17 protein-coding genes are annotated in these 18861 nt (G+C 46.5%); 8 read left to right on the top strand and 9 right to left on the bottom strand.

Annotated features, from left to right (window positions below; all coding sequences use genetic code 11):
* Positions 1 to 187: 187 nt before the first annotated feature.
* From EBR25_04365 to EBR25_04355, 3 genes are all read left to right on the top strand, one after another.
* Positions 188 to 1327, top strand: coding sequence for an LD-carboxypeptidase (locus tag EBR25_04365; protein ID NBW40224.1), 1140 nt, complete (start codon positions 188 to 190; stop codon positions 1325 to 1327).
* A 705-nt stretch (positions 1328 to 2032) separates the two neighbouring features.
* Positions 2033 to 3472, top strand: coding sequence for an MBOAT family protein (locus EBR25_04360; GenBank protein NBW40223.1), 1440 nt, complete (start codon positions 2033 to 2035; stop codon positions 3470 to 3472).
* A 2-nt stretch (positions 3473 to 3474) separates the two neighbouring features.
* Positions 3475 to 4677, top strand: a complete 1203-nt coding sequence (locus tag EBR25_04355; protein ID NBW40222.1) for a hypothetical protein — start codon at positions 3475 to 3477, stop codon at positions 4675 to 4677.
* Positions 4678 to 4786: 109 nt separating this feature from the next.
* On the opposite strand, the gene EBR25_04350 is transcribed toward EBR25_04355, so the two are convergent.
* Positions 4787 to 5068, bottom strand: a complete 282-nt coding sequence (locus tag EBR25_04350) for a hypothetical protein (GenBank protein NBW40221.1) — start codon at positions 5066 to 5068, stop codon at positions 4787 to 4789.
* Positions 5069 to 5588: 520 nt separating this feature from the next.
* On the opposite strand from EBR25_04350, the gene EBR25_04345 reads away from it, so the two are divergent.
* Both EBR25_04345 and EBR25_04340 read left to right on the top strand, forming a co-directional pair.
* On the top strand, positions 5589 to 5981 hold the full coding sequence (locus EBR25_04345) for an RNA-binding protein (GenBank protein NBW40220.1): 393 nt from the start codon (positions 5589 to 5591) through the stop codon (positions 5979 to 5981).
* Positions 5982 to 6071: 90 nt separating this feature from the next.
* Positions 6072 to 6791 carry a DUF374 domain-containing protein gene (locus EBR25_04340; protein ID NBW40219.1) on the top strand — a complete coding sequence of 240 codons (720 nt, stop codon included), beginning with the start codon at positions 6072 to 6074 and terminating at the stop codon, positions 6789 to 6791.
* A 54-nt stretch (positions 6792 to 6845) separates the two neighbouring features.
* Here EBR25_04340 and EBR25_04335 read toward each other — a convergent pair whose 3' ends face one another.
* Positions 6846 to 7250 carry a hypothetical protein gene (locus EBR25_04335; protein NBW40218.1) on the bottom strand — a complete coding sequence of 135 codons (405 nt, stop codon included), beginning with the start codon at positions 7248 to 7250 and terminating at the stop codon, positions 6846 to 6848.
* A 13-nt stretch (positions 7251 to 7263) separates the two neighbouring features.
* Entirely contained in the window at positions 7264 to 7944 is a 681-nt protein-coding gene (locus EBR25_04330; protein NBW40217.1) for a hypothetical protein, read from the bottom strand.
* A gap of 258 nt (positions 7945 to 8202) precedes the next feature.
* Between EBR25_04330 and EBR25_04325 the strand changes: the two genes are divergently transcribed.
* Both EBR25_04325 and EBR25_04320 read left to right on the top strand, forming a co-directional pair.
* Entirely contained in the window at positions 8203 to 10683 is a 2481-nt protein-coding gene (locus EBR25_04325; protein NBW40216.1) for a bifunctional aspartate kinase/homoserine dehydrogenase I, read from the top strand.
* Positions 10684 to 10687: 4 nt separating this feature from the next.
* Entirely contained in the window at positions 10688 to 12019 is a 1332-nt protein-coding gene (locus tag EBR25_04320) for a threonine synthase (protein NBW40215.1), read from the top strand.
* A 12-nt stretch (positions 12020 to 12031) separates the two neighbouring features.
* On the opposite strand, the gene EBR25_04315 is transcribed toward EBR25_04320, so the two are convergent.
* On the bottom strand, positions 12032 to 12613 hold the full coding sequence (locus tag EBR25_04315; GenBank protein ID NBW40214.1) for a hypothetical protein: 582 nt from the start codon (positions 12611 to 12613) through the stop codon (positions 12032 to 12034).
* Between the two features lie 190 nt (positions 12614 to 12803).
* On the opposite strand from EBR25_04315, the gene EBR25_04310 reads away from it, so the two are divergent.
* Positions 12804 to 14048: a glycosyltransferase gene (locus EBR25_04310; GenBank protein NBW40213.1), complete on the top strand. Its 1245-nt coding sequence runs from the start codon at positions 12804 to 12806 to the stop codon at positions 14046 to 14048.
* Here EBR25_04310 and EBR25_04305 read toward each other — a convergent pair.
* From EBR25_04305 to EBR25_04285, 5 genes are read right to left on the bottom strand one after another with little or no spacing between them, the layout of a single operon-like run.
* Entirely contained in the window at positions 13997 to 14776 is a 780-nt protein-coding gene (locus EBR25_04305) for an RsmE family RNA methyltransferase (GenBank protein ID NBW40212.1), read from the bottom strand. The genes EBR25_04310 and EBR25_04305 overlap by 52 nt on opposite strands.
* A gap of 29 nt (positions 14777 to 14805) precedes the next feature.
* On the bottom strand, positions 14806 to 15189 hold the full coding sequence (locus EBR25_04300) for a hypothetical protein (GenBank protein NBW40211.1): 384 nt from the start codon (positions 15187 to 15189) through the stop codon (positions 14806 to 14808).
* Positions 15186 to 16397 (bottom strand): FAD-dependent oxidoreductase, encoded by a 1212-nt coding sequence (locus EBR25_04295; protein NBW40210.1) that lies wholly within the window; start codon positions 16395 to 16397, stop codon positions 15186 to 15188. The genes EBR25_04300 and EBR25_04295 overlap by 4 nt, the downstream gene beginning before the upstream one ends.
* A 24-nt stretch (positions 16398 to 16421) precedes the next feature.
* Positions 16422 to 17246 carry a class I SAM-dependent methyltransferase gene (locus EBR25_04290; GenBank protein ID NBW40209.1) on the bottom strand — a complete coding sequence of 275 codons (825 nt, stop codon included), beginning with the start codon at positions 17244 to 17246 and terminating at the stop codon, positions 16422 to 16424.
* On the bottom strand, positions 17233 to 18753 hold the full coding sequence (locus tag EBR25_04285; GenBank protein ID NBW40208.1) for a 4Fe-4S dicluster domain-containing protein: 1521 nt from the start codon (positions 18751 to 18753) through the stop codon (positions 17233 to 17235). Before EBR25_04285 ends, EBR25_04290 begins: the two co-directional genes overlap by 14 nt.
* Positions 18754 to 18861: the final 108 nt, after the last annotated feature.

Raw genomic sequence — 18861 nt, 5'->3', positions numbered from 1 at the left:
TTTGCTCCTCATTCAGGAATCATCCAAAGAGCCGAGCAAAACAAGAGTTTCTACGAAGCAGTCCAACTTCACTGAGAAATCCAACCATTCCTTCACTCATGTTGGTTCAACGCGATGAAGAGAAGGGGAAAGGCGGCCACTAATCGGGCCATGCCTCGTAATAAATTCTCGCTATTCTCTGGATCCAATGCTACCCTTGGTGATTACTATATTTACGAATCACGAAGGCTCTTCGATGACAATATCGTTACCCTCAAGCTTCAACACTTTTGATCTGAAATTCTCTCCTCTCCCAAAACTTCAACAAGGAGATAAAGTAGCCATTCTCTCCCCGTCTTTCATAGCTCCTGCTTACTTTCCTCATATATATGAGCTAGGGCTTACACGACTACGAGATGTTTTTGGGTTAGAGCCAATCGCCTTCCCGTCCACAACGAATAAAGACGCTACTCATAAAGAGAAAGCTGCCGACCTCATTGAGGCTTTTGAAAGGCCTGATATCAAAGCAGTCATAGCGACGATCGGAGGCGACGATCAGATTGAGTGGGTCCGAGATCTTCCTCAAAGACCATTTCAAGAGAACCCAAAGCCTTTTTTTGGATACAGTGATAACACACATATTGCCCATCATCTTTGGCAATGTGGCGTTCCATCTTTTTACGGTGGAGCACTCTTTATCCAGTTTGCTCGTCAGTACGAGATGGACTCTTTCACTGTCGACTACCTCAAAAAAGCACTCTTCGAAAATAGTATTATTGAACTACGAGCATCAGAAACCTTTAACGACGAAGATCTTGCATGGGAAGATCCGGCAACACTCGCACAGAAAAGACGATATCAACCGAATGATGGTTGGCACTGGGACCTTGGAGAGATAGCGACTCCTGGTGATTTTTCAGGTATTACCTGGGGCGGATGCCTTGAGTCGATTGATGAGTTGCTCCGGCATAGGATGCCTCTTCCCACTCCGGAGCAGTTTACAAACATAGTGCTCTACTTCGCAACCTCTGAGGAGCTCCCTGAGGCTCCTTACGTTTCTCGGATTCTTCGAGCACTTGGTGAATTAGGAATCTTACAACGAGTTCAAGGAGTGCTTGTTGGAAGACCCAAAGCGTGGTCATTCGAAAAGCCGAACACAGATCAAATGAAAAAGGCATACACAGAGGCTCAGATGAAGGCTGTTCGAGAGACGGTGAGGCGATACAACAAGGAGGTCCCTATAGTGCAAAATATGGACTTTGGGCATACCGATCCCCAGATCTGCCTGCCAATGGGCAGCCACACGATAATCAACTGCTCAGACCAAAAGATAACTATCAGCTTTTAGAGAAGAGACGTCACAAATCAGATCGATCTCGGCACCGTTATGGGAATCGGGTTCCCCCCTTTCCGTGGAGGCCTTATCTCGTATGCGAATTCCTTAGGAGCCAAAGCAATACTTGAAAAATTGCGGCACCTCGAACGGTTTGCTCCTCATTCAGGAATCATCCAAAGAGCCGAGCAAAACAAGAGTTTCTACGAAGCAGTCCAACTTCACTGAGAAATCCAACCATTCCTTCACTCAGAAAAGGGGGAAGGCTCAGGGTGATCAGAAAGCCCTTCGTCTGCTTCCTATATGATGCACGAACGGCTCTGTTATGCAGGAGCTATTCACATTATTCAGGACACCTTCTCGATTAGAGCTTTTGCCCCAAGACGACACAGGTGGGTCTGCCCCTGGGACAGCCTCTCAATCTCGCCGCTTAGCGAATTAATAACACCGTCAAAAATGCCTATGCGGCATTTGTGCGTTCAGAGAACAGTTGAATCAGCCTAAAGCTCTCCTGATAGCTACAGCCATTCTAAACAACAGCGAATACTGCATTTTTAAGATTCTCTCCCTATTCTCATACGTTCTCCCTAAAACGCACATCTCGGTTCTTAACCTCATAAAGTAAAATTTCACACATGCGTGGGATAAAACCTCAATTTCCAGTCGGACATATGGTTTGATGAGTGGTCTTTCTGTATCGGAATCTGTACCCTTCTTTCGATGGTGTTTAGCTCGTTTATCTTCTTGTACCTCTTCCTTCCCTTGACGGTAGCAGTGTACTTTATAAGTCCTCGAACGTTACGAAATGGAGTGCTCCTGAGTGCGAGTGTCTTTTTCTATGCTTGGGGAGCACCCACACTTGTAATCCCTCTTCTCATCAGTTGCTCACTCGACTACGTGCTGAGTAATTATCTCTCTACAAACAGAAAATTAGCGCCTCAAAAACGAAAGCTCATACTTGCTCTCGCAATTACCCTAAACCTTTCTATGCTTGGGTACTTTAAGTACGCCAACTTTTTTATTGAACAACTCAACACCACTCTTGAGCGCCTCTCTCTTCACCCCTTTTCGTGGGTTGCAGTGGCACTTCCAATAGGAATTTCCTTTTTTACCTTCCAAAAGATCTCTTACCTCGTTGATGTCTACCGTGGAGTAACCCCCGTTGCTAGAAACATCTTTGACTACACCCTCTATGTACTTCTCTTCCCGCAACTCATCGCAGGGCCAATTGTTTGCTACCATGATATAGCGGAGCAACTTACGAAACGAAGAGAGACTCTTCCCCTCTTTCTCTCTGGGGTATTTCGATTTTGCCTCGGGCTGGGCAAGAAGGTCCTTATTGCAGACTCAATGGGCAGCGTTGCAGATGCCGTCTTTGCTCTTCCTGATGCTTCCCTGACCACCTCATGGGCTTGGGTGGGAATCGTCGCGTACGCATATCAGATCTACTTTGACTTCTCTGGGTACTCCGATATGGCAATTGGACTCGGCGCCATGTTCGGATTACGCTTTAAAGAAAACTTCAACCAACCATATATCAGTCAAACAGTCACTGAGTTTTGGCGGCGTTGGCACATCTCACTCACAACATTCTTTCGTGAGTATCTGTATTTTCCACTGGGTGGGAGTCGACGCTCCACTGTCGTAACATATCGCAATCTCCTCCTGGTATTTCTTCTCTCAGGACTTTGGCACGGAGCCGCATGGACTTTTATTCTCTGGGGGATATTCCACGGAGCATTCTTAATTCTTGACAGGCTCTTCTGGCTACGGCTTTCACGGACCATTCCAGCTCCTGTAAACACGCTCATTACTTTTATCATCATTCTCTTTGGTTGGTCGCTCTTTCGCGCTGAGAGCTTACCGGAGGCTTTACACTTCATGGAGATACTCCTTGGAGGCACTCCGTCCCCATACCTCCCCTCACCAGCAGGCTTTATCGTCGACAACAGGAGCTCCGTAATCTTTCTCGTGGCAACAATGCTATGTTTTACTCCCCAATTCCTTCCGCAAGCTCGCAAGCAACTCTTAGAGCTTCGAACAGAACTCTCAATACGCCGAACGCTTGCCTACGGCGGTATGAGCGTCGTGACACTACTCCTAGCCACCACGTTTCTCGCAGCGAGAGGACACACTCCATTTTTATATTTTAAGTTTTAATTATGCGGGTATCGGTTCAAAGGCTTGTAGCATTTATCATAGGAGGAGTTTTCTTCCTTCCGATCATAACTATGCTTATAGGACTCAAAAGCATTGAGCTTTCAGGGGTAACAACAGCACATGAAGAAAAAACATTTTCAGTCAGAGATCTTCTCAATCAATCCTTTCAGAGCTCATTTGAGAAGGAGTTCATTCATAAAACAGGTCTCCATGGCTACCTCATAAAATCTGACAATCAGCTGAACTATCTTGTTTTTCATCAACTCTCTTCAAATCCAAAGTCAAATGTTATACTTGGCAATGATCGTGAGCTACTAGAGCGTACCTATCTCAGAGCCAATGTTCAGCTGGGTCGGGTGCTTCAAAAGAGACAAGAGAAAGCGGTCTCGCGCCTCGTCGAGCTCCATCGGGCCCTTCAAGAACGCGACATCCCTATGCTGGTACTCGTGAGTCCGAATAAAGCAGCAATGCAACAGGAGGCGATTCCATCTCGGTATCGATTACGGCCTGTCGGTTCACACTTTGAAAATCTGAATCTTTTCGTCAAGAGTCTCACTGAAAAGGGTGTCCCATTGATAAATGGCTATGAGCACCTGAAGCGATTCTCCACCGAGCAAGGACGACCGGTTTTTGCAAATACTGGAACACACTGGAATCAACTTGGAGGATGCGTGATTGCTGCAGAGGTGTTTCGGCATGCCACAGCCCTCACGCGTGTTATACTTCCTGAGATTTCCTGCACTATCGAGGGGGAACGAACAAGACCAGCCTTTCCTGACACAGATCTCCTGCACATGACTAATCTATGGTGGCCAGAGGCACTCCTGAAACCTGCCCCGCTCGTTGTAACGCGTGGTCACTTTCCAGAAGGGAGCAAAAAGCCGCGGCTCTTAATCATCGGCTCCAGTTTTATGTGGGAGTTCCTGAGACAAGTGGAAGCTGCGAAGGTAGCAAAACAGACTGAATTCCTCTACTACTTTCAACGTCGTTCGGAAAGCTCAGCTGATCCTGGAAATCCATTAAAGAGAGCTACCTTTGATTTTGACGCTGCGCTGAAGGAGAAGACCCTAGTTCTTATTGAAATCAATCAATCTGCTCTCGGAAAAGCAAGCTTTGGATTCGCCGAACATTTTTTGCTGCATGTTTCAAATCAGAAGTTCCCCACAACGAACAAGAAGCCAAACGAAAAAAAAGCTGGGTCCTAATGAGTGGGGGCACTTGAGAAGGGGGAAGGCTCAGGGTGATCAGAAAGCCCTCCTCTGCTTCCTATATGATGCACGAACGGCTCTGTTATGCAGGAGCTGTTAAAGTTATTCAGGACACCTTCTGGATTAGAGCTTTTGCCCCGAGACGACACAGTGGGCCTGCCCCTGGGACAGCCAGATCACAAAGTTGTCCAGCGGCTTCAGTGGCTACTGCTGTACCAGCAATTTTTGCTGCTGCTTCGTAGTCTTCCCTCTGTGTTGCACGATAGATATCGATGGAAGCCCCAAGAACATTTGTCGCCGTATCAAGAGAAGGCAATCGGAAATCTGGAGTTTGAACTCCTGTTTCTGGCTCAGAATCGAACCCTTTTCTAACGAGCGAGGCTTCCATCTCCACACTGTATTCCACTCACAGCTCTTAAGCGAGAAAAGAGTACTTCCCTAGAATAAGTATTCATTCCATCGGCTTACGCCGAATCTTCGCTCTCTCGATATTCCCAGAAAAGTGTGCTCAAGACCCTTAGAGGGGATGGCGCGATTTTATGTCTCGTACCGTGGATATGATTGCATAGAGGCGAAATCCATGAGAACATTCTCATGTTTTGAATTACCGACCGCAGGTCTATGTAGCGCAGGTCTAAGGTGAAAGCGTCTGTGCCCGAGAATGTCTCTTCCCGAGAATATCTCTGGTAGCTGAAGCGCTCCTCTTGTCTTTGTCCTCCCTTCACGGTCTTGCTCAACGAGAGAAAAGCAAAGTGCGGCCTCTCGGGTAATGACTCTTTGAGTCTGTTGGGTGTGAGGGAGTTCCAGTCGTAGTTACTTGATAATCATTATTAAGAAAAGAACAACATTGGTTGTTGTTCAATGCTAGAACACCTCACCAGTCAGACTCCTCTTAAGGATTATGAAAGATGAAAAAATTGTACATTGGGAACTTAAGTTATGATGCATCAGAAGATGATCTCAAAGAGCTGTTCAGTGCTCACGGAGAGATTGCTTCTGTCAATATCATCAAAGACAAGTTCACCAATAACTCGAAAGGATTTGGCTTTATTGAAATGGAAGATGATAGCGCCGCTGAGGCTGCGATCACCGAGTTAGATGGAAATGAATTTCAAGGCAGAAAGCTCCGAGTGAGTGAAGCTCGAGCAAAAACTGAAGGCGGCGGCGGTCGCGGAGGTCGTAGAGATGGTGGTCGTGGCGGCTACGGCGGTGGCGGCGGCAGAAGAGATGGCGGTCGTGGCGGCTATGGCGGCGGCGGCGGCAACCGTGGCGATAGAGGAGACGGCGGTAACCGCTGGTAATCTCTATTCAGAATAAATCTGATATATAAAAATCCCCTCCTCCAGCCTTTACGAGCTGTGGGAGGGGATTTTTTTACCAAAGCTACGGGCATGAAACACTTCATAACAAGCGTCCTTGGAAGCCATCTCCTACGCTTTCTTCACTGGAGCATACAGTGGGAACGTGAGGGTCTGGAAGTAAATGGAATCCATTGGAGCTTCGGCCAACCAAGCATTCTCACGGTATGGCACGGTGATCAGCTCATGGCTCCCTGGGCATACCGTATCTCGCACTGGAGGTATTCTAATTCAGGGCCTCAGCCTTACTTTCTGAGGTCACTGCCACTAGGGGGAAACGCACCACGCAAGTTGAAGGCTCTTACTAGCCTGCACTCCGATGGGCGCCTTATTGCTGGCATCCTCGAAAGACTCGGTCTTTACAATATCGGAGGCTCTTCTTCTCGAGGAGCGGTGAAGGCAATGTTAACAATGAGAAAAACAATCGAAAAAGAGCAGTGCCATCTAGCGATTACACCGGATGGACCGCGAGGTCCGATATGGAAAGTAAAACTTGGGGTGATAAGTGTTGCCTCAATGACGGGGGCTCCGATCATTCCTGTTGCGTTCGGATATGAGCGCTCGTGGTCTGTAAAAAGCTGGGATAAAATGATCATTCCTAAACCAGGGACCAGAGGAAGACTCATTGGTGGCAATCCTTTTTTCGTACCAAAAAATATTTCAGCCGAAGAGCTTACTGAGTATGCGCTCCGCTTAGAAGAGGAGCTGAATCGGCTAAAGGAAGTAGCAAGTAGAACATTTATGAAGAAATGAGTGAGCAAATACGCTTTGAGTTATCGCAAAGAATACGCGGCTTAGGACAGAAAATTATGCCGCCTCTTTCTTGCGCTCCCACGCCCACTTCTTTTGAAGCCGCACTAACGCACCTCCATGTTTTTGTTCGACCTGGTCGATAAGCTGAGCAAGTGCATACTGTCCTTCCTCATCAAGAATTGAAGGATTTGGGAGCTGAGCCAGAATACTAAAGCAGATCTCTTTCTCATGTACGAGATATTTCGCTGCTCGTGAAATACGTTTTGATACATCAATAACATCAAAAATATGACTGTGGTCGAGTGCTACTCGAAAGCTCGGAGCGAGCTCACGTATCACAGCATGAACAAGACCAGGATAAATCTCTCCAGGGAAATTCTGAATGCCATAACACCAACCGTCAATTTCGATTGAAAATAACTCGTCAATATGCTCTTTCATTGATTTTTCGCTTTCCATTCTACTCCTCCAACTAAGCTGCTGCTTTTGTTGCCTCCTTTAATCCTTCCCAACGTTCCCGAAGCTCATATGTAATATTTTCATTGCGATGCTCCTCAGCCGCATGCTCCTTAGCCGCTTCTTCAATAACCCTCATATCCTCCCCGTTTACCAGCCCCAAGGACGGCAGTCTGTCTTTCGAAAATCCACCTGGCAACTCACTCGGAATATAACTTTGTGCCTTGTCCCTTATCTCTTGAAGATCTGGATGTTCTCGACCAATGGAATTACCCGTTCTGTGTTCTATTGCTGATAGCTGTCCGGCAGCTGGATCCATGAAAAGAAAATCTGGGTTATCTGCCAAAGTGCTCTGTAGTGCAGGTGAAAAATTGTAGTTCTGTAAAAATTCCTCATGAGCGCTTACTATTTCAGATAACGCAAATTCCTGCTGCGTCAGAGCACCAACTTCTGGAGCATTTGCAATCTCTTTCCCCTGCGCAAATGCAAGCATGCGGGCGACACCTACCTGTTTTCGCTCCTCGACAGTGGCTCCATTTATACCCCTCATTGCGTAGTTGGATAAATCCACTTCTTGAGAGGGATGCATGCTCTGATCCAGAGAGACGGATCCTTGCTGAGTGGCTTCCATTACGGACTCATGATCACTGCTCTCCGGAGAACCTTTCGATGTGCTGTGCTCTAACTCTTCTGCCATAAAATTCCTAAACAACCTATTTCCCGAGACAAGGTCAGGGTTCATTGATTGTTATGCGGAAGAAGATTGGAAATGTAGCAAACAAGAGATAAAATTTATGAGAAAAATTCTTATTCGTCCTACATTGGAGTTCTTCTGCTGTTATTCGGGAACCTCCCTAACTCTTAGCCCAACTTTTCTCTCCGAAACTCGCCTATTTGCAGTTGCAAAGGAGAGCAACCAAACTTAATCTCATGAGAAATCTCATGGGTGTCTATTATGCCAGTTGTTTGGAAGTTTGGGGGCTCCTCAGTTGGAAGCTCAGATAATATAAGAAGAATTATTAGTCTCGTTCATGCTACCAAGACGAATCCCCGAACTATCATTTTTTCTGCTTTAAGCGGCGTCACAGATTCGCTGCTAGAACTCGCTCAGTGTTCACCTGAACACCATTCACCTCTAGTAAATGAACTCATCGACCGCCACAGTTCGATGGCCTCTTCTCTCCTGACAGGGGATGCAGAAAAGCACTGTCTTGCTGACCTGAACGCTCTTTTTGAGGATTTACAGTCCTGCCTTGCCACCAAGCATTCTAATACTCTTCACCTGCCTGAATTCTCGGATTCTATACTTAGCTTTGGCGAACTGTTGTCAACTACTCTGTTGACCCATAGCCTGCAGTCAGCCGGAGTTCATGCTGAATTTCTCGATGCCCGCTTGTTAATTCGTACTGATGAAACTTGCGGGGGAGCTAGGCCTCTGAGACCCGCATCCTATGAGGCAATCAGAGAGTATTTTTCTCAACACCCTGCTCTTCAATGCACAACTGGTTTTATCGCAAGAAGCCAGTCAGGGAAAACTACTAATCTTGGACGAGGCGGCTCAGATTATACAGCCGCGTTAATTGCAAATGCACTCGATGCTTCCATGGTCGAGATTTGGTCTGATGTAGACGGAGTACTAACCGCAAACCCTCATTATGTCTCAGATGCTCAACTTGTTTCCGAGCTGTCTTATATAGAAGCTATGGAACTGTCTCACTTCGGTGCTAAAGTTCTCTATCCTCCTACACTTCAACCAGTAAGAGAAAAAGAGATCCCGCTGTACGTCAGAAACACTATGAATCCTCAGTGCCCAGGCACTCGAGTCTCTAATACTCCTCTCTTGGAAGAGCGTTTGCGGCCAATTACCGCAATCTCCTCCATTTCCTCTATCTCAACTCTCATTCTCTCTGGCTCAGGATTAATCGGAATCCCTGGGATTTCAAAACGTCTCTTCGGAGCACTCTCTGAAAGAGGAGTCAATATAGTACTGATTACACAAGCCTCCTCTGAGCATTCGATATGCTTTGCTGTTAAGAATGACCAAGTAGAGGCGGCAATTGATGCGACTAACGAAGAGTTTCATCAGGAACAAGTACGAGGCACCATCAATCCAGTACACTACGACAACGACTGCTCTATTATTTCTGTTGTAGGTGAAGGGATGAAACATCAGCCTGGAATCGCTGGAATTGTCTTCAGTGCACTCGGAGATCAACAGATCAATGTCATTGCGATTGCTCAAGGATGCTCTGAAGAGAATATTTCATTTGTGGTAAAAGGATCAGATGAGATTCTTGCTGTTCAAACACTCCATTCACAGTTTTTTCATGATCAGACCAAAGTACATCTTGTGATTATTGGCCCCGGAAAAGTCGGCTCGGCACTCATAGAGCAACTTGCCGCACACATTTCCGACGTAAGTACTACTCTGCGGCGTGACATACAACTTGTCGGGATTGTGAAACGAAATAAGGCATTCCTCAATAAAGCAGGAATAGCTTTTCATGAATGGAGAAAGGCAGAGCAACAGATTTCCCCTCAGCATTTTGATAGGCCCGATCAGCTTGCGACTGCTCTTACCACACTAAACCTTCCGAGGCTCATCGTGGCTGACTGCACAGCTGCTGATACTTTTCAAGATATGTATCAGACGCTTCTAAGGCATGGCATTTCAATCGTATCGGCTAATAAACACGTCCAGACAGGACCAATGCAATCTCTTGATGCAATTCATGACATTCTTCAGGAGAATTCGTCCGTTTCCTGGAGATTCGAGACAAGTGTTGGTGCTGCACTGCCCATTATCTCAACGCTCTCATCACTGATTGCTACTGGAGATTCAATCATCAAGATTGAAAGCACACTCTCGGGCTCACTCGCTTTCATACTGGATACCATGCAGAAAGGAGATTCTTTCTCGACTGCCTTCAAACAAGCTCAAATGGAAGGGTACCTTGAGCCAGATCCGAGAGAAGACTTGAGAGGATCTGATTTTAAACGAAAGCTCTTAATCCTATCTCGGCTGATCGGGATCCGAGCCGAGCTTGAAGATATAAGCGTTGACCCCTTGATTCCGAATGAGATTATTCAGGATGATGTGCCCTATGAAGAATTTCTCTTAGCTCTTCCAAAAATTGATCGATATTTTGAAGAACGATTCTCGCAGAACTCAAATGGGGAATCTCTTTTTCGTTATATTGGACGTGTGGATGGTAGAAAGAAAGAGGTCTCTATTCAACTAGAGGCGGTAAACAAAAATAGCCCTTTCTATAATTTAAGTGGGACACAAAATTTAGTGGCGTTTACCACTGAACGATACCGCAATGAGCCCATCGTTATTATGGGGCCAGGGGCTGGACCAGAAGTTACAGCCTCTGGTGTTCTCTTCGATATCATTGAGACGATACAGCACCTGAAAACAAGAGGTTCAAATTAGCAAGATGAGATATGTGAGCACACGCAGAAATTGCCAACCCGTTTCGTTCGAGGATGCAATTCTTCAAGGGTTAGCGCCTGACGGAGGACTCTATTTACCTGAGGTGACTCCTCAGCTCCCTCTCCACTTTCTCGAACATATTGCCGAATATTCCCTCCAAGAAATTGGCGAACTCACAACAAGCCTCTTCGTAGAGAATGAGGTTTCAAAAGAGGGCATCAATCACATAATTAAAAACTCGCTCACTTTCCCCGCTCCTATCACAAAACTTTCTGACTCTCTCAGCGTTTTAGAGCTCTTCCATGGGCCATCTCTCGCTTTTAAAGACTTTGGAGCACGATTTATGGCTCAGACGATGGGTTGGTTCGTTAAGCAAAAAGACAATCCACTTCATATTCTCGTTGCGACCTCAGGAGATACCGGTGGAGCAGTCGCGGATGGATTTCTTAATGTTCCGGGGATCACGGTATCAATTCTCTATCCTCATGGAGGCGTTACTGAGATTCAAGAGCGACAATTGACAACGAACGCAGGGAATGTTGAAGCATATAGAGTCGAGGGCACCTTTGATGACTGCCAACGGATGGTAAAAGAAGCATTTCTTGATAATGAGCTACAAGAGAGAAAAAATCTCTCTTCGGCAAACTCCATAAATATTGCTCGACTCATACCTCAAACCTTCTATTATCTGTATGCCCTCAGCACGATGTATTCAGCGGGCAGCCCTCAAAAAATCCCGGTTTCCTTCTCTGTCCCGAGTGGCAATCTTGGAAACATCACAGCAGGCGTGTTCGCAAAGAAAATGGGGGCTCCTATCAAACATCTCATTTCAGCCACAAATGTAAACGACACGCTCCCTCGCTATTTACAAAGCGGCTCCTTTAAACCGCGACCGGCAAAGAGTACGATTTCAAATGCTATGGATGTCGGCAATCCGAGCAACTTTGAAAGGCTGGATGCTCTTTATCAGGGAGAGCATACAGGTCTCTCTCAAGAAATATTAGGCTTTGCATTTGACGACCAGACAACTCGAGCAGAGATGAAAAAGTGCCTTGAGCAATGGTCATATCTCACAGAACCTCATACTGCTGTAGCAATATCAGCAGCTCGCGAATACCTCGAGAAACAGTGCGTTCAGTTAGCGAATGGCGAATCTGAAGTTGTTATTGCTCTTGGGACTGCCCATCCAATAAAATTTTCCGACACAGTAGAAGAAACCTGCGGAACCCTGCCACCGATGCCGGAATCAGTAAGAACAATATTTCAGAAGGAGAAGCAGTTTACAGCACTCCCGCCTTCATTTGCGAAGCTCAAAGAGTGCCTCTTATCTTCGTAAGAACAAGTCAGCTTACTGAATGATAAAGTCTATGAAGTAAACTGCTATGATAGCTGCATCTTCAAGCCCACCTGCATCGTTAATGACTTCAAGGAGCTCTTCTTTAAGAATCTCTTTACCTTCAGAGCTAATTAAATCTTCTCGGCGCTTATTCGAAATAAGCGTAAGAACAGCGTCTCGAATCATTGGCTCACGAACCCGCAACTTCCCAGGCAGATTCCCGGCTAGTGGTGCCCTCTCGCCAGAATTTGGACTTACTGGCGCTTCCTCATCTTGCTCTGGTAGTTCTCCAACAAGAGTAGGTTCATATTCGAGAAGCAATATTGTTTTGAGATAACTCCGGTTATCAGCGAGATTAATGATGAACGGCTTCATCTCCACAGTCCCGTAGGTAATCGTTACCTGCTCCTCCTCAACTTCTTCCCCCTCTGGGGTGTCTCCACCACTCATAAGGAAAAATGCAGCTCCACCACCACCTAAGAGGAGAACGACAGCAACAATGATGATCAAGAGCAACTTGCTCTTTTTCTTTCCCTCGGGTGCCTCTGCTCCACCTTCTCCCTCGGTTCCTTCTTCTTCGTCTTCTTCTGCCATTTTGCTTCTTTTCCAGTATTCCTTGTTCGAAGATCTCTCACCATAGTGTTAGATTCCTCAATACGCGACAAGGATTCACTGTAAGATCAATTATTTATCGGTTGAATTTCATAATGATGTTTCGTTAGGCGAAAAATACAGTGGAAAAGCGACAGATGGCAGGCAAGCTGCTATCCTCCTTAAGTTACATATGAAGATCCTATTTCTTGCTCCACAACCATTTTACCAAGAGCGCGGCACGCCAATCGCGGTTCGCCTTGCTTCTGAAGTGATCGCGAGACGACACGATGTTCGCGTCACCCTTATGACCTATCAAGAGGGTACAGACGTACCAATTCCGAATGTGTCCCATGTTCGAGTCTCTCCAATTCCAGCGCTCTCGAATATCCAACCAGGCTTCTCGCTCAAGAAGCTCTATACCGACCTGTTTTTCTTCGGTGCTATCCTCAAGGCGCTTTGGAAAAATCGAAATGACCAGTTTGAACTCATCCATGCGGTAGAAGAATCCGTATTTATGGCGCTCGTCATCAAGTGGGCTTTAGGAATTCCCTATATTTACGACATGGATTCAAGTCTCTCACTCCAGATTATTGAGAAAATGCCGTGGTGTAAATTCTTGGAGCCTCTGTTGCAGTGGCTTGAAAATCTGGCAATACGCAATAGTGTTGCCGTTGTTCCAGTCTGTGATGCCCTTGCGATTCTCGCAGAGTCCGGTGGTTCGAAAAGAACGCAAATACTCCCCGATATCTCACTTCTCGATTACAATCATTCTACAGATCCAGCTACTGACAGCTCTCTAGCTAGCGATGAACCGGACCTCAGAAGAGAGGCAGACATACCAGATGATGCGAGCATTATTCTTTATGTTGGGAATCTCGAAAAATACCAGGGCATCGATCTTCTCATAGAGGGGTTTGCTCATGTACATTTGAAACATCCAAATGCTTATCTTCTCATTATTGGAGGAACTGATAGACATATTACAGCGTACAGAGAAAAGATTCTGAGACTGGAGATTCCAAGCAAACGGGCACAACTTCTTGGCCCACGCCCCGTAGCAATGCTCTCTGCCTACCTCATGCAAGCTGACATTTTAACCTCGCCTCGAACGCTTGGAAACAATACGCCGATGAAGGTCTACTCTTATCTCCATGCAGGCATCCCGCTACTTGCAACAAAACTTCCGACTCACACCCAAGTTTTAACAGATGAGGTAGCGCAATTAGCAGAGCCAAGACCCGATGAGTTTGGTGAAGCGCTTGATACTCTGCTCACATCAAGAACTCGCAGAGATGAGATCAGTACAAATGCGCGAAAACTGGCAGAAGAGAAGTATACCTTTGAGGTCTTTGAGAGAAAGCTGAATCGACTCTACGACGGCGTTCACTCAGATATCAAGGAAGAACCAGCTACCTCTTTCCAGAGAAGAAGCTGACCGAGCATTGCATGAAGCGCTACCTCGACTCGGAAATGATCGTGACCTACTGAGACCTCTTTAAAGTCTGCGCTCTTAAAGCTCTCTAGCTCCTCGATATCCCACCCAGCCTCTGGACCAATTGCGAGAGCAATTCCTTCTGGAAACTGATTCGTCACTTGAGTCGCTGTGATGATGGAACGGACAAGATAAGAAGAGGCTCCAGGCTCACCTACCATGCGGACAGAAGACGCTGAGAGGTCTGACCAGAGTTCAGTAATACTATTCAGAACCTCAACTTTCGGAAGATATGCATTACCAACCTGTTCAGCGCCTTTCACAAGCTCAGCTTGTTGCCTCCGATATTGAAACATCTTTGACTGCCGATAACTTTTCTCGCCTAAGACGCTCGGGAAGAAGATTACTTTCTCTATCCGAAACATGGCAGCACATTGAAGAACCTTCTTCAATGTCTGCGGGCGACAGATCCCTTGCAATAACGTGACTGGCAAATAAGACGGTGCTTGCTCTGTCCGATCAAAAAGACAAAAAGATATTTCGCTGCTCGTTATCCGCTCACATCGTGCTTTGGCAATACCGAACGATTCTATGATGACTGGAAACTCGTCTCCGAGCTCCATTGCATGCAAATCGGAGACATACCTGAGTCGCTCACCAGAAACGACTGCCGTAGTATACTTGCCCTCCTCTTCGGCACACTCTGCTTGAAATAGAAACAGGTAGTTCATCTAGATACGTACTTCCGAACGGACTGACTTTATCTTGCGCAATCTTGTGGACAGGTAACAGGGGTTTCAGCACACGGACATCCAATGGCTTGGCATACCATTTCTTCACACCGCCCGTTACCACACCTATTCTGGCACACTCTCTTATCGGAAGGACGTGTAGGGTCTTTCTCCTGAATGGAAGGAACTTGATGGGGAACTGCAATCCCACGGGTAAACACCCTACCATCACCAGAGGAGCACTTCGGAGGCATACTCTTCATCATTGGAAATCCAGCCTCAATGCATTCCTCATAAGAACGGATCTCTCGATCAGAAGACTGCGCAAGACTACATGCCGAAAACAGAATAAGAGTAGCAACTGCCCATCCTCTCAATCCCCAGCATCGAGTTTTTGCTTTTCTCTGTTTCATACTCTTTCCTCTCCTCTCTCTCCTACACCTTCATGCTTTTTCGGAGTCATCACTTTCGGATGTCGTGATACCCATTCTACAAGCTCCTCGGCAGTTTGAGAAAATGTCGTATACTTTGTACTGAGGACAGACGCTATTCCTGCATTCGTTATTATACGATCACTCCCAAAAAACTGTGGCACATCTCCACAAAATCTGCGAACTGGAAGAACTCCACATTCTACACGCGCTATGTCTGACTGATGTAACGGCTGCTGAGGAGCTAATGTTCTATTTATCTCTTGTAGAGCTTGTTCTACGTGAGAATCGGGGACACGAAGCGGCTCATTCCCTTGCTCCGTACAGGGGATATACCAGGTGCCGACAGCAGTGTGTAATTCAGTCCCGTTTATACTGCCATTATCCTGTACCCTTACTCCCCGAGGACTAAAAAACAAGATTTGGCGAGTATCCGCGGATTCAAAACCGAGAGCATTCTCTCCCACTAAATTGCGGTGAAGCACCAGGTTAAAAGCGAGCGCCCAGTTTTCTACATCATGCTGAAGAGGCACTGGAAGCTCAATACAATTCGCCCACGGTCCAAGACAAAGAATTATGAGATTCGCTCTCTTCTTGCGTCCGTCTGCTATCTGCAGGACGTACTCATCAGCTTCCTGCTGAATGGAAACTACCTCCTGATTCTCATGAACGACTCCGCCGCAATCAATAAAACTACGGACCAGATGCGCCGCTAGCTCGGAGGGGTTAAGAATGCGAGCGTCACTCCACTGAAAGAACTTCTTTTCTTTACAATTTTTGAAAAACTGATTGAGCGCCAACTGTTCTTTGGAAGCAATTCCATTCCATTCCGTAGGAAATCCGAATAGGGTTGAGATAAATCCATACCCGATACCTGCAGTCGCTAATATACTCGCTCGCTTCATGCCACGCCCTGAAATACCGAGCGCACACCTCAAGGGAGCTACGTACTCACTGAGATTTTCCAGACAATAATTTTTTGCGGCTAGTGAACGGGCTAATCTTCTAAAATCACATTGCTGGAGATACCGTAATCCACCATGAATTATCTGATGACTATTATTTGAGGTCGCATGGTGAAGAGAGCCTCGCTCATATAGTGCAACTGAGTACCCTACACGAGCCAGCGCCTCAGCAGCTGCAGTGCCGAAGATTCCTCCTCCTACGATAGCAATCTGACTCTCACTCATTCAGCTCTTCTACCTACAATGCTCTTAGAATTTTACTCGTCGTTTTGCTTTTACAATTAACATCCCACCATGAGTAAATGGAAAGAGTGTATCGAGTACAATAGCCATGGAAAGGAGCGGGCCTACCAAACCGAGAATCAGGGAGTTCTTCTTGGCTCTTTGCAGGGTGCTTGGGGTCACGAGGTTTCCTTTCTTTCCGCCCTTGGCTGCCTTTAGTAACGTCAACCCCCCATTGATTACGGTATCAACCAACTGGGCAAAAAGGCGCGAGTAGCTGTATGATCGAGTAATATCAAAGTGAGGTGCTAAGAGCTCTGTTAGCTGTTCACCAGTATAACCTGGGCGAAGATGCCCATGAGCCTCGTCCGTTTGCCCAATCTGATGACGGAACCAACGGAGAATACCATTTTTGGGGTTCGGAACGTTAACGATTAACTCTCCGCTATCTTTCAGAACACGGTCTATCTCAGAGACAAAGGCCTTATCATCTTTTACATGCTCCAACATATCTACAACGAGAATATAATCCATGCTTTTATCAGCGAGGGGAAGCCGCTCAGCCTCTAATTTAAAAACTCGCTCTCCAACCATCATGCGAATTGATTCTACGGCTTCGTCAATGAGATCTAGACTGGACCATTCTCCGCCCAGCTGCCTTAATTTAAAACTTACTACTCCGCTATCTCCGCCAATATCACATAGGTTCTTCCCTGAGAGCTCTGATGGCAGGCATTTTTGTAGCATTCGAAACTTCTCGCGTTTCAAGGGCGAGTGCTTAAATATCTGCTGCACGAAGCGATATGCCTCGCTTTGAGTGTCACTGACCGCTGGCGCACTATGGTGATACAACACTATCCTCCGAGACGTTTCTTCCGAAAATTCTTCTTCTCAAACGAGCTACAAAATCTCTTATGAAGAACTTCAAACCACGACGCTTATTGTTCAGCCATAAAAGCGTATAACCGCCATTTCCAAGGAAAAATCGAAGCATCTTGCCTCTGATGGAGGGAAGAAAACAGGCAATATGAGTGAGCATATGAAGCTCGGTCTCTATAAACTGAAGTCCAGAGTGTCGGGGAAAATGCTTAGTCGTTCTCCCATAATTTGGAATACTCTTCCCCTGACGTCGATGAGTTTCGATCACTCTAAAAGCTCGCCAGCGTTTTTCAGTCACCATTTGCTTGTTACAACTCATGGCTTCAGCGTGCGTTAACGTTCGACATGAGATGTCCTGTGTTCTTTCTGCTGACTGAACAGCCTCCCTACCTCGATCGGTTCTGATCAAAGCAAAGCTCCATCCATCCGAAAATTGAATGTCATCCTCAGGAGGCGCCATCCATGGATCACCAACGGCAATATCCGCAAACTCTGAAAGACCATCAAAACAGGTTAGGCATCGAGAGGGCGTATAGAGTCGATACAAGATGTTAATCATTTCCATCGAAGAGGGGCGAAACCCCTTCTTCGAACCAAAATAGACGGGATAGGTGCTTCCATCTTCGTATTGAAGGTGTGGAGCTCCTGGATGCTTCCCTATACGGGAGATAAATCTCCTCGCCCCAGAGGTCTTTTCTCCAAGGGACTCCCAAATGATGCGAAAAGCTTCGTGTTCGATCGCGGCGTGACAGAACAATCCAATAGTGAGCACTATTCGCTCACGGAGTGCTTCTTGAAGCTTTGCTGCTTTCTCAAACCCATGAATCTGACACGGCAAACCAACAAGTGCATAGCGACCTGGGATACGAAGTATTTCTTCGAAGACTTGATTGGTCGGACTGATTGCATATTTCGATTTTGTAGCTCGCAGTAACTCGTCCTCTGTCCGAGCAATTACGGGCTTCCCTTTCCAAAGATGCCCTTCATCAGATTCAATAACCACAGCTCCATCAATCTTCCCTGTCTTCAGCAGGTGAATCAAAAGCGCCGTAACGAGCCCTCCGCTCGTTGAAGACTCACGAAGCGATTGCTCACTGGCATGAGCAAGCATGGCCGCCTGAAATTCACCGTGAGTTTCGTCCAAACTCGGAGTCCGACCAAATTTTTCGCGAAATTCATTCTCATAGCTAAACTCATCGCCGGGACACACCTTTACGCAAAGGTCACAATCGGTACAGGCAGAGAGATTTTGAACGGTCGGATATTCCTCTTCATCTAATCCCAGCACTTTGGTGGGGCAAATTCCAATACACGATCCACATCGATGACAAAGTCCACCGTCGATGATTCTTGAAAGCGCTCTCAGAGCCCTAGGCTGCTCTTCTTCAACAGATGGAGGCCACTCCATACTCTCAAGGAAGGGCGAGCTCTCCATTCGCAGAGGGCTCTCATTCGGTAGAATTCTCAGTCTTGTTTGCATGCGACAAAAAGTTGATGAGGGTGAAGCGCATTACCCAACTCATACCTTCCCCTGTGATGTACTCTTGAACGACACTCACCGTCCTAAAACGGTACAGCTTCAGGCGAT

This window comes from bacterium, from assembly GCA_009926305.1.
Taxonomy (GTDB): domain Bacteria; phylum Bdellovibrionota_C; class UBA2361; order UBA2361; family RFPC01; genus RFPC01.
The sequence above is the reverse complement of the archived record's forward strand: the minus strand, read 5'-3'. Positions and strand labels throughout refer to the sequence as shown.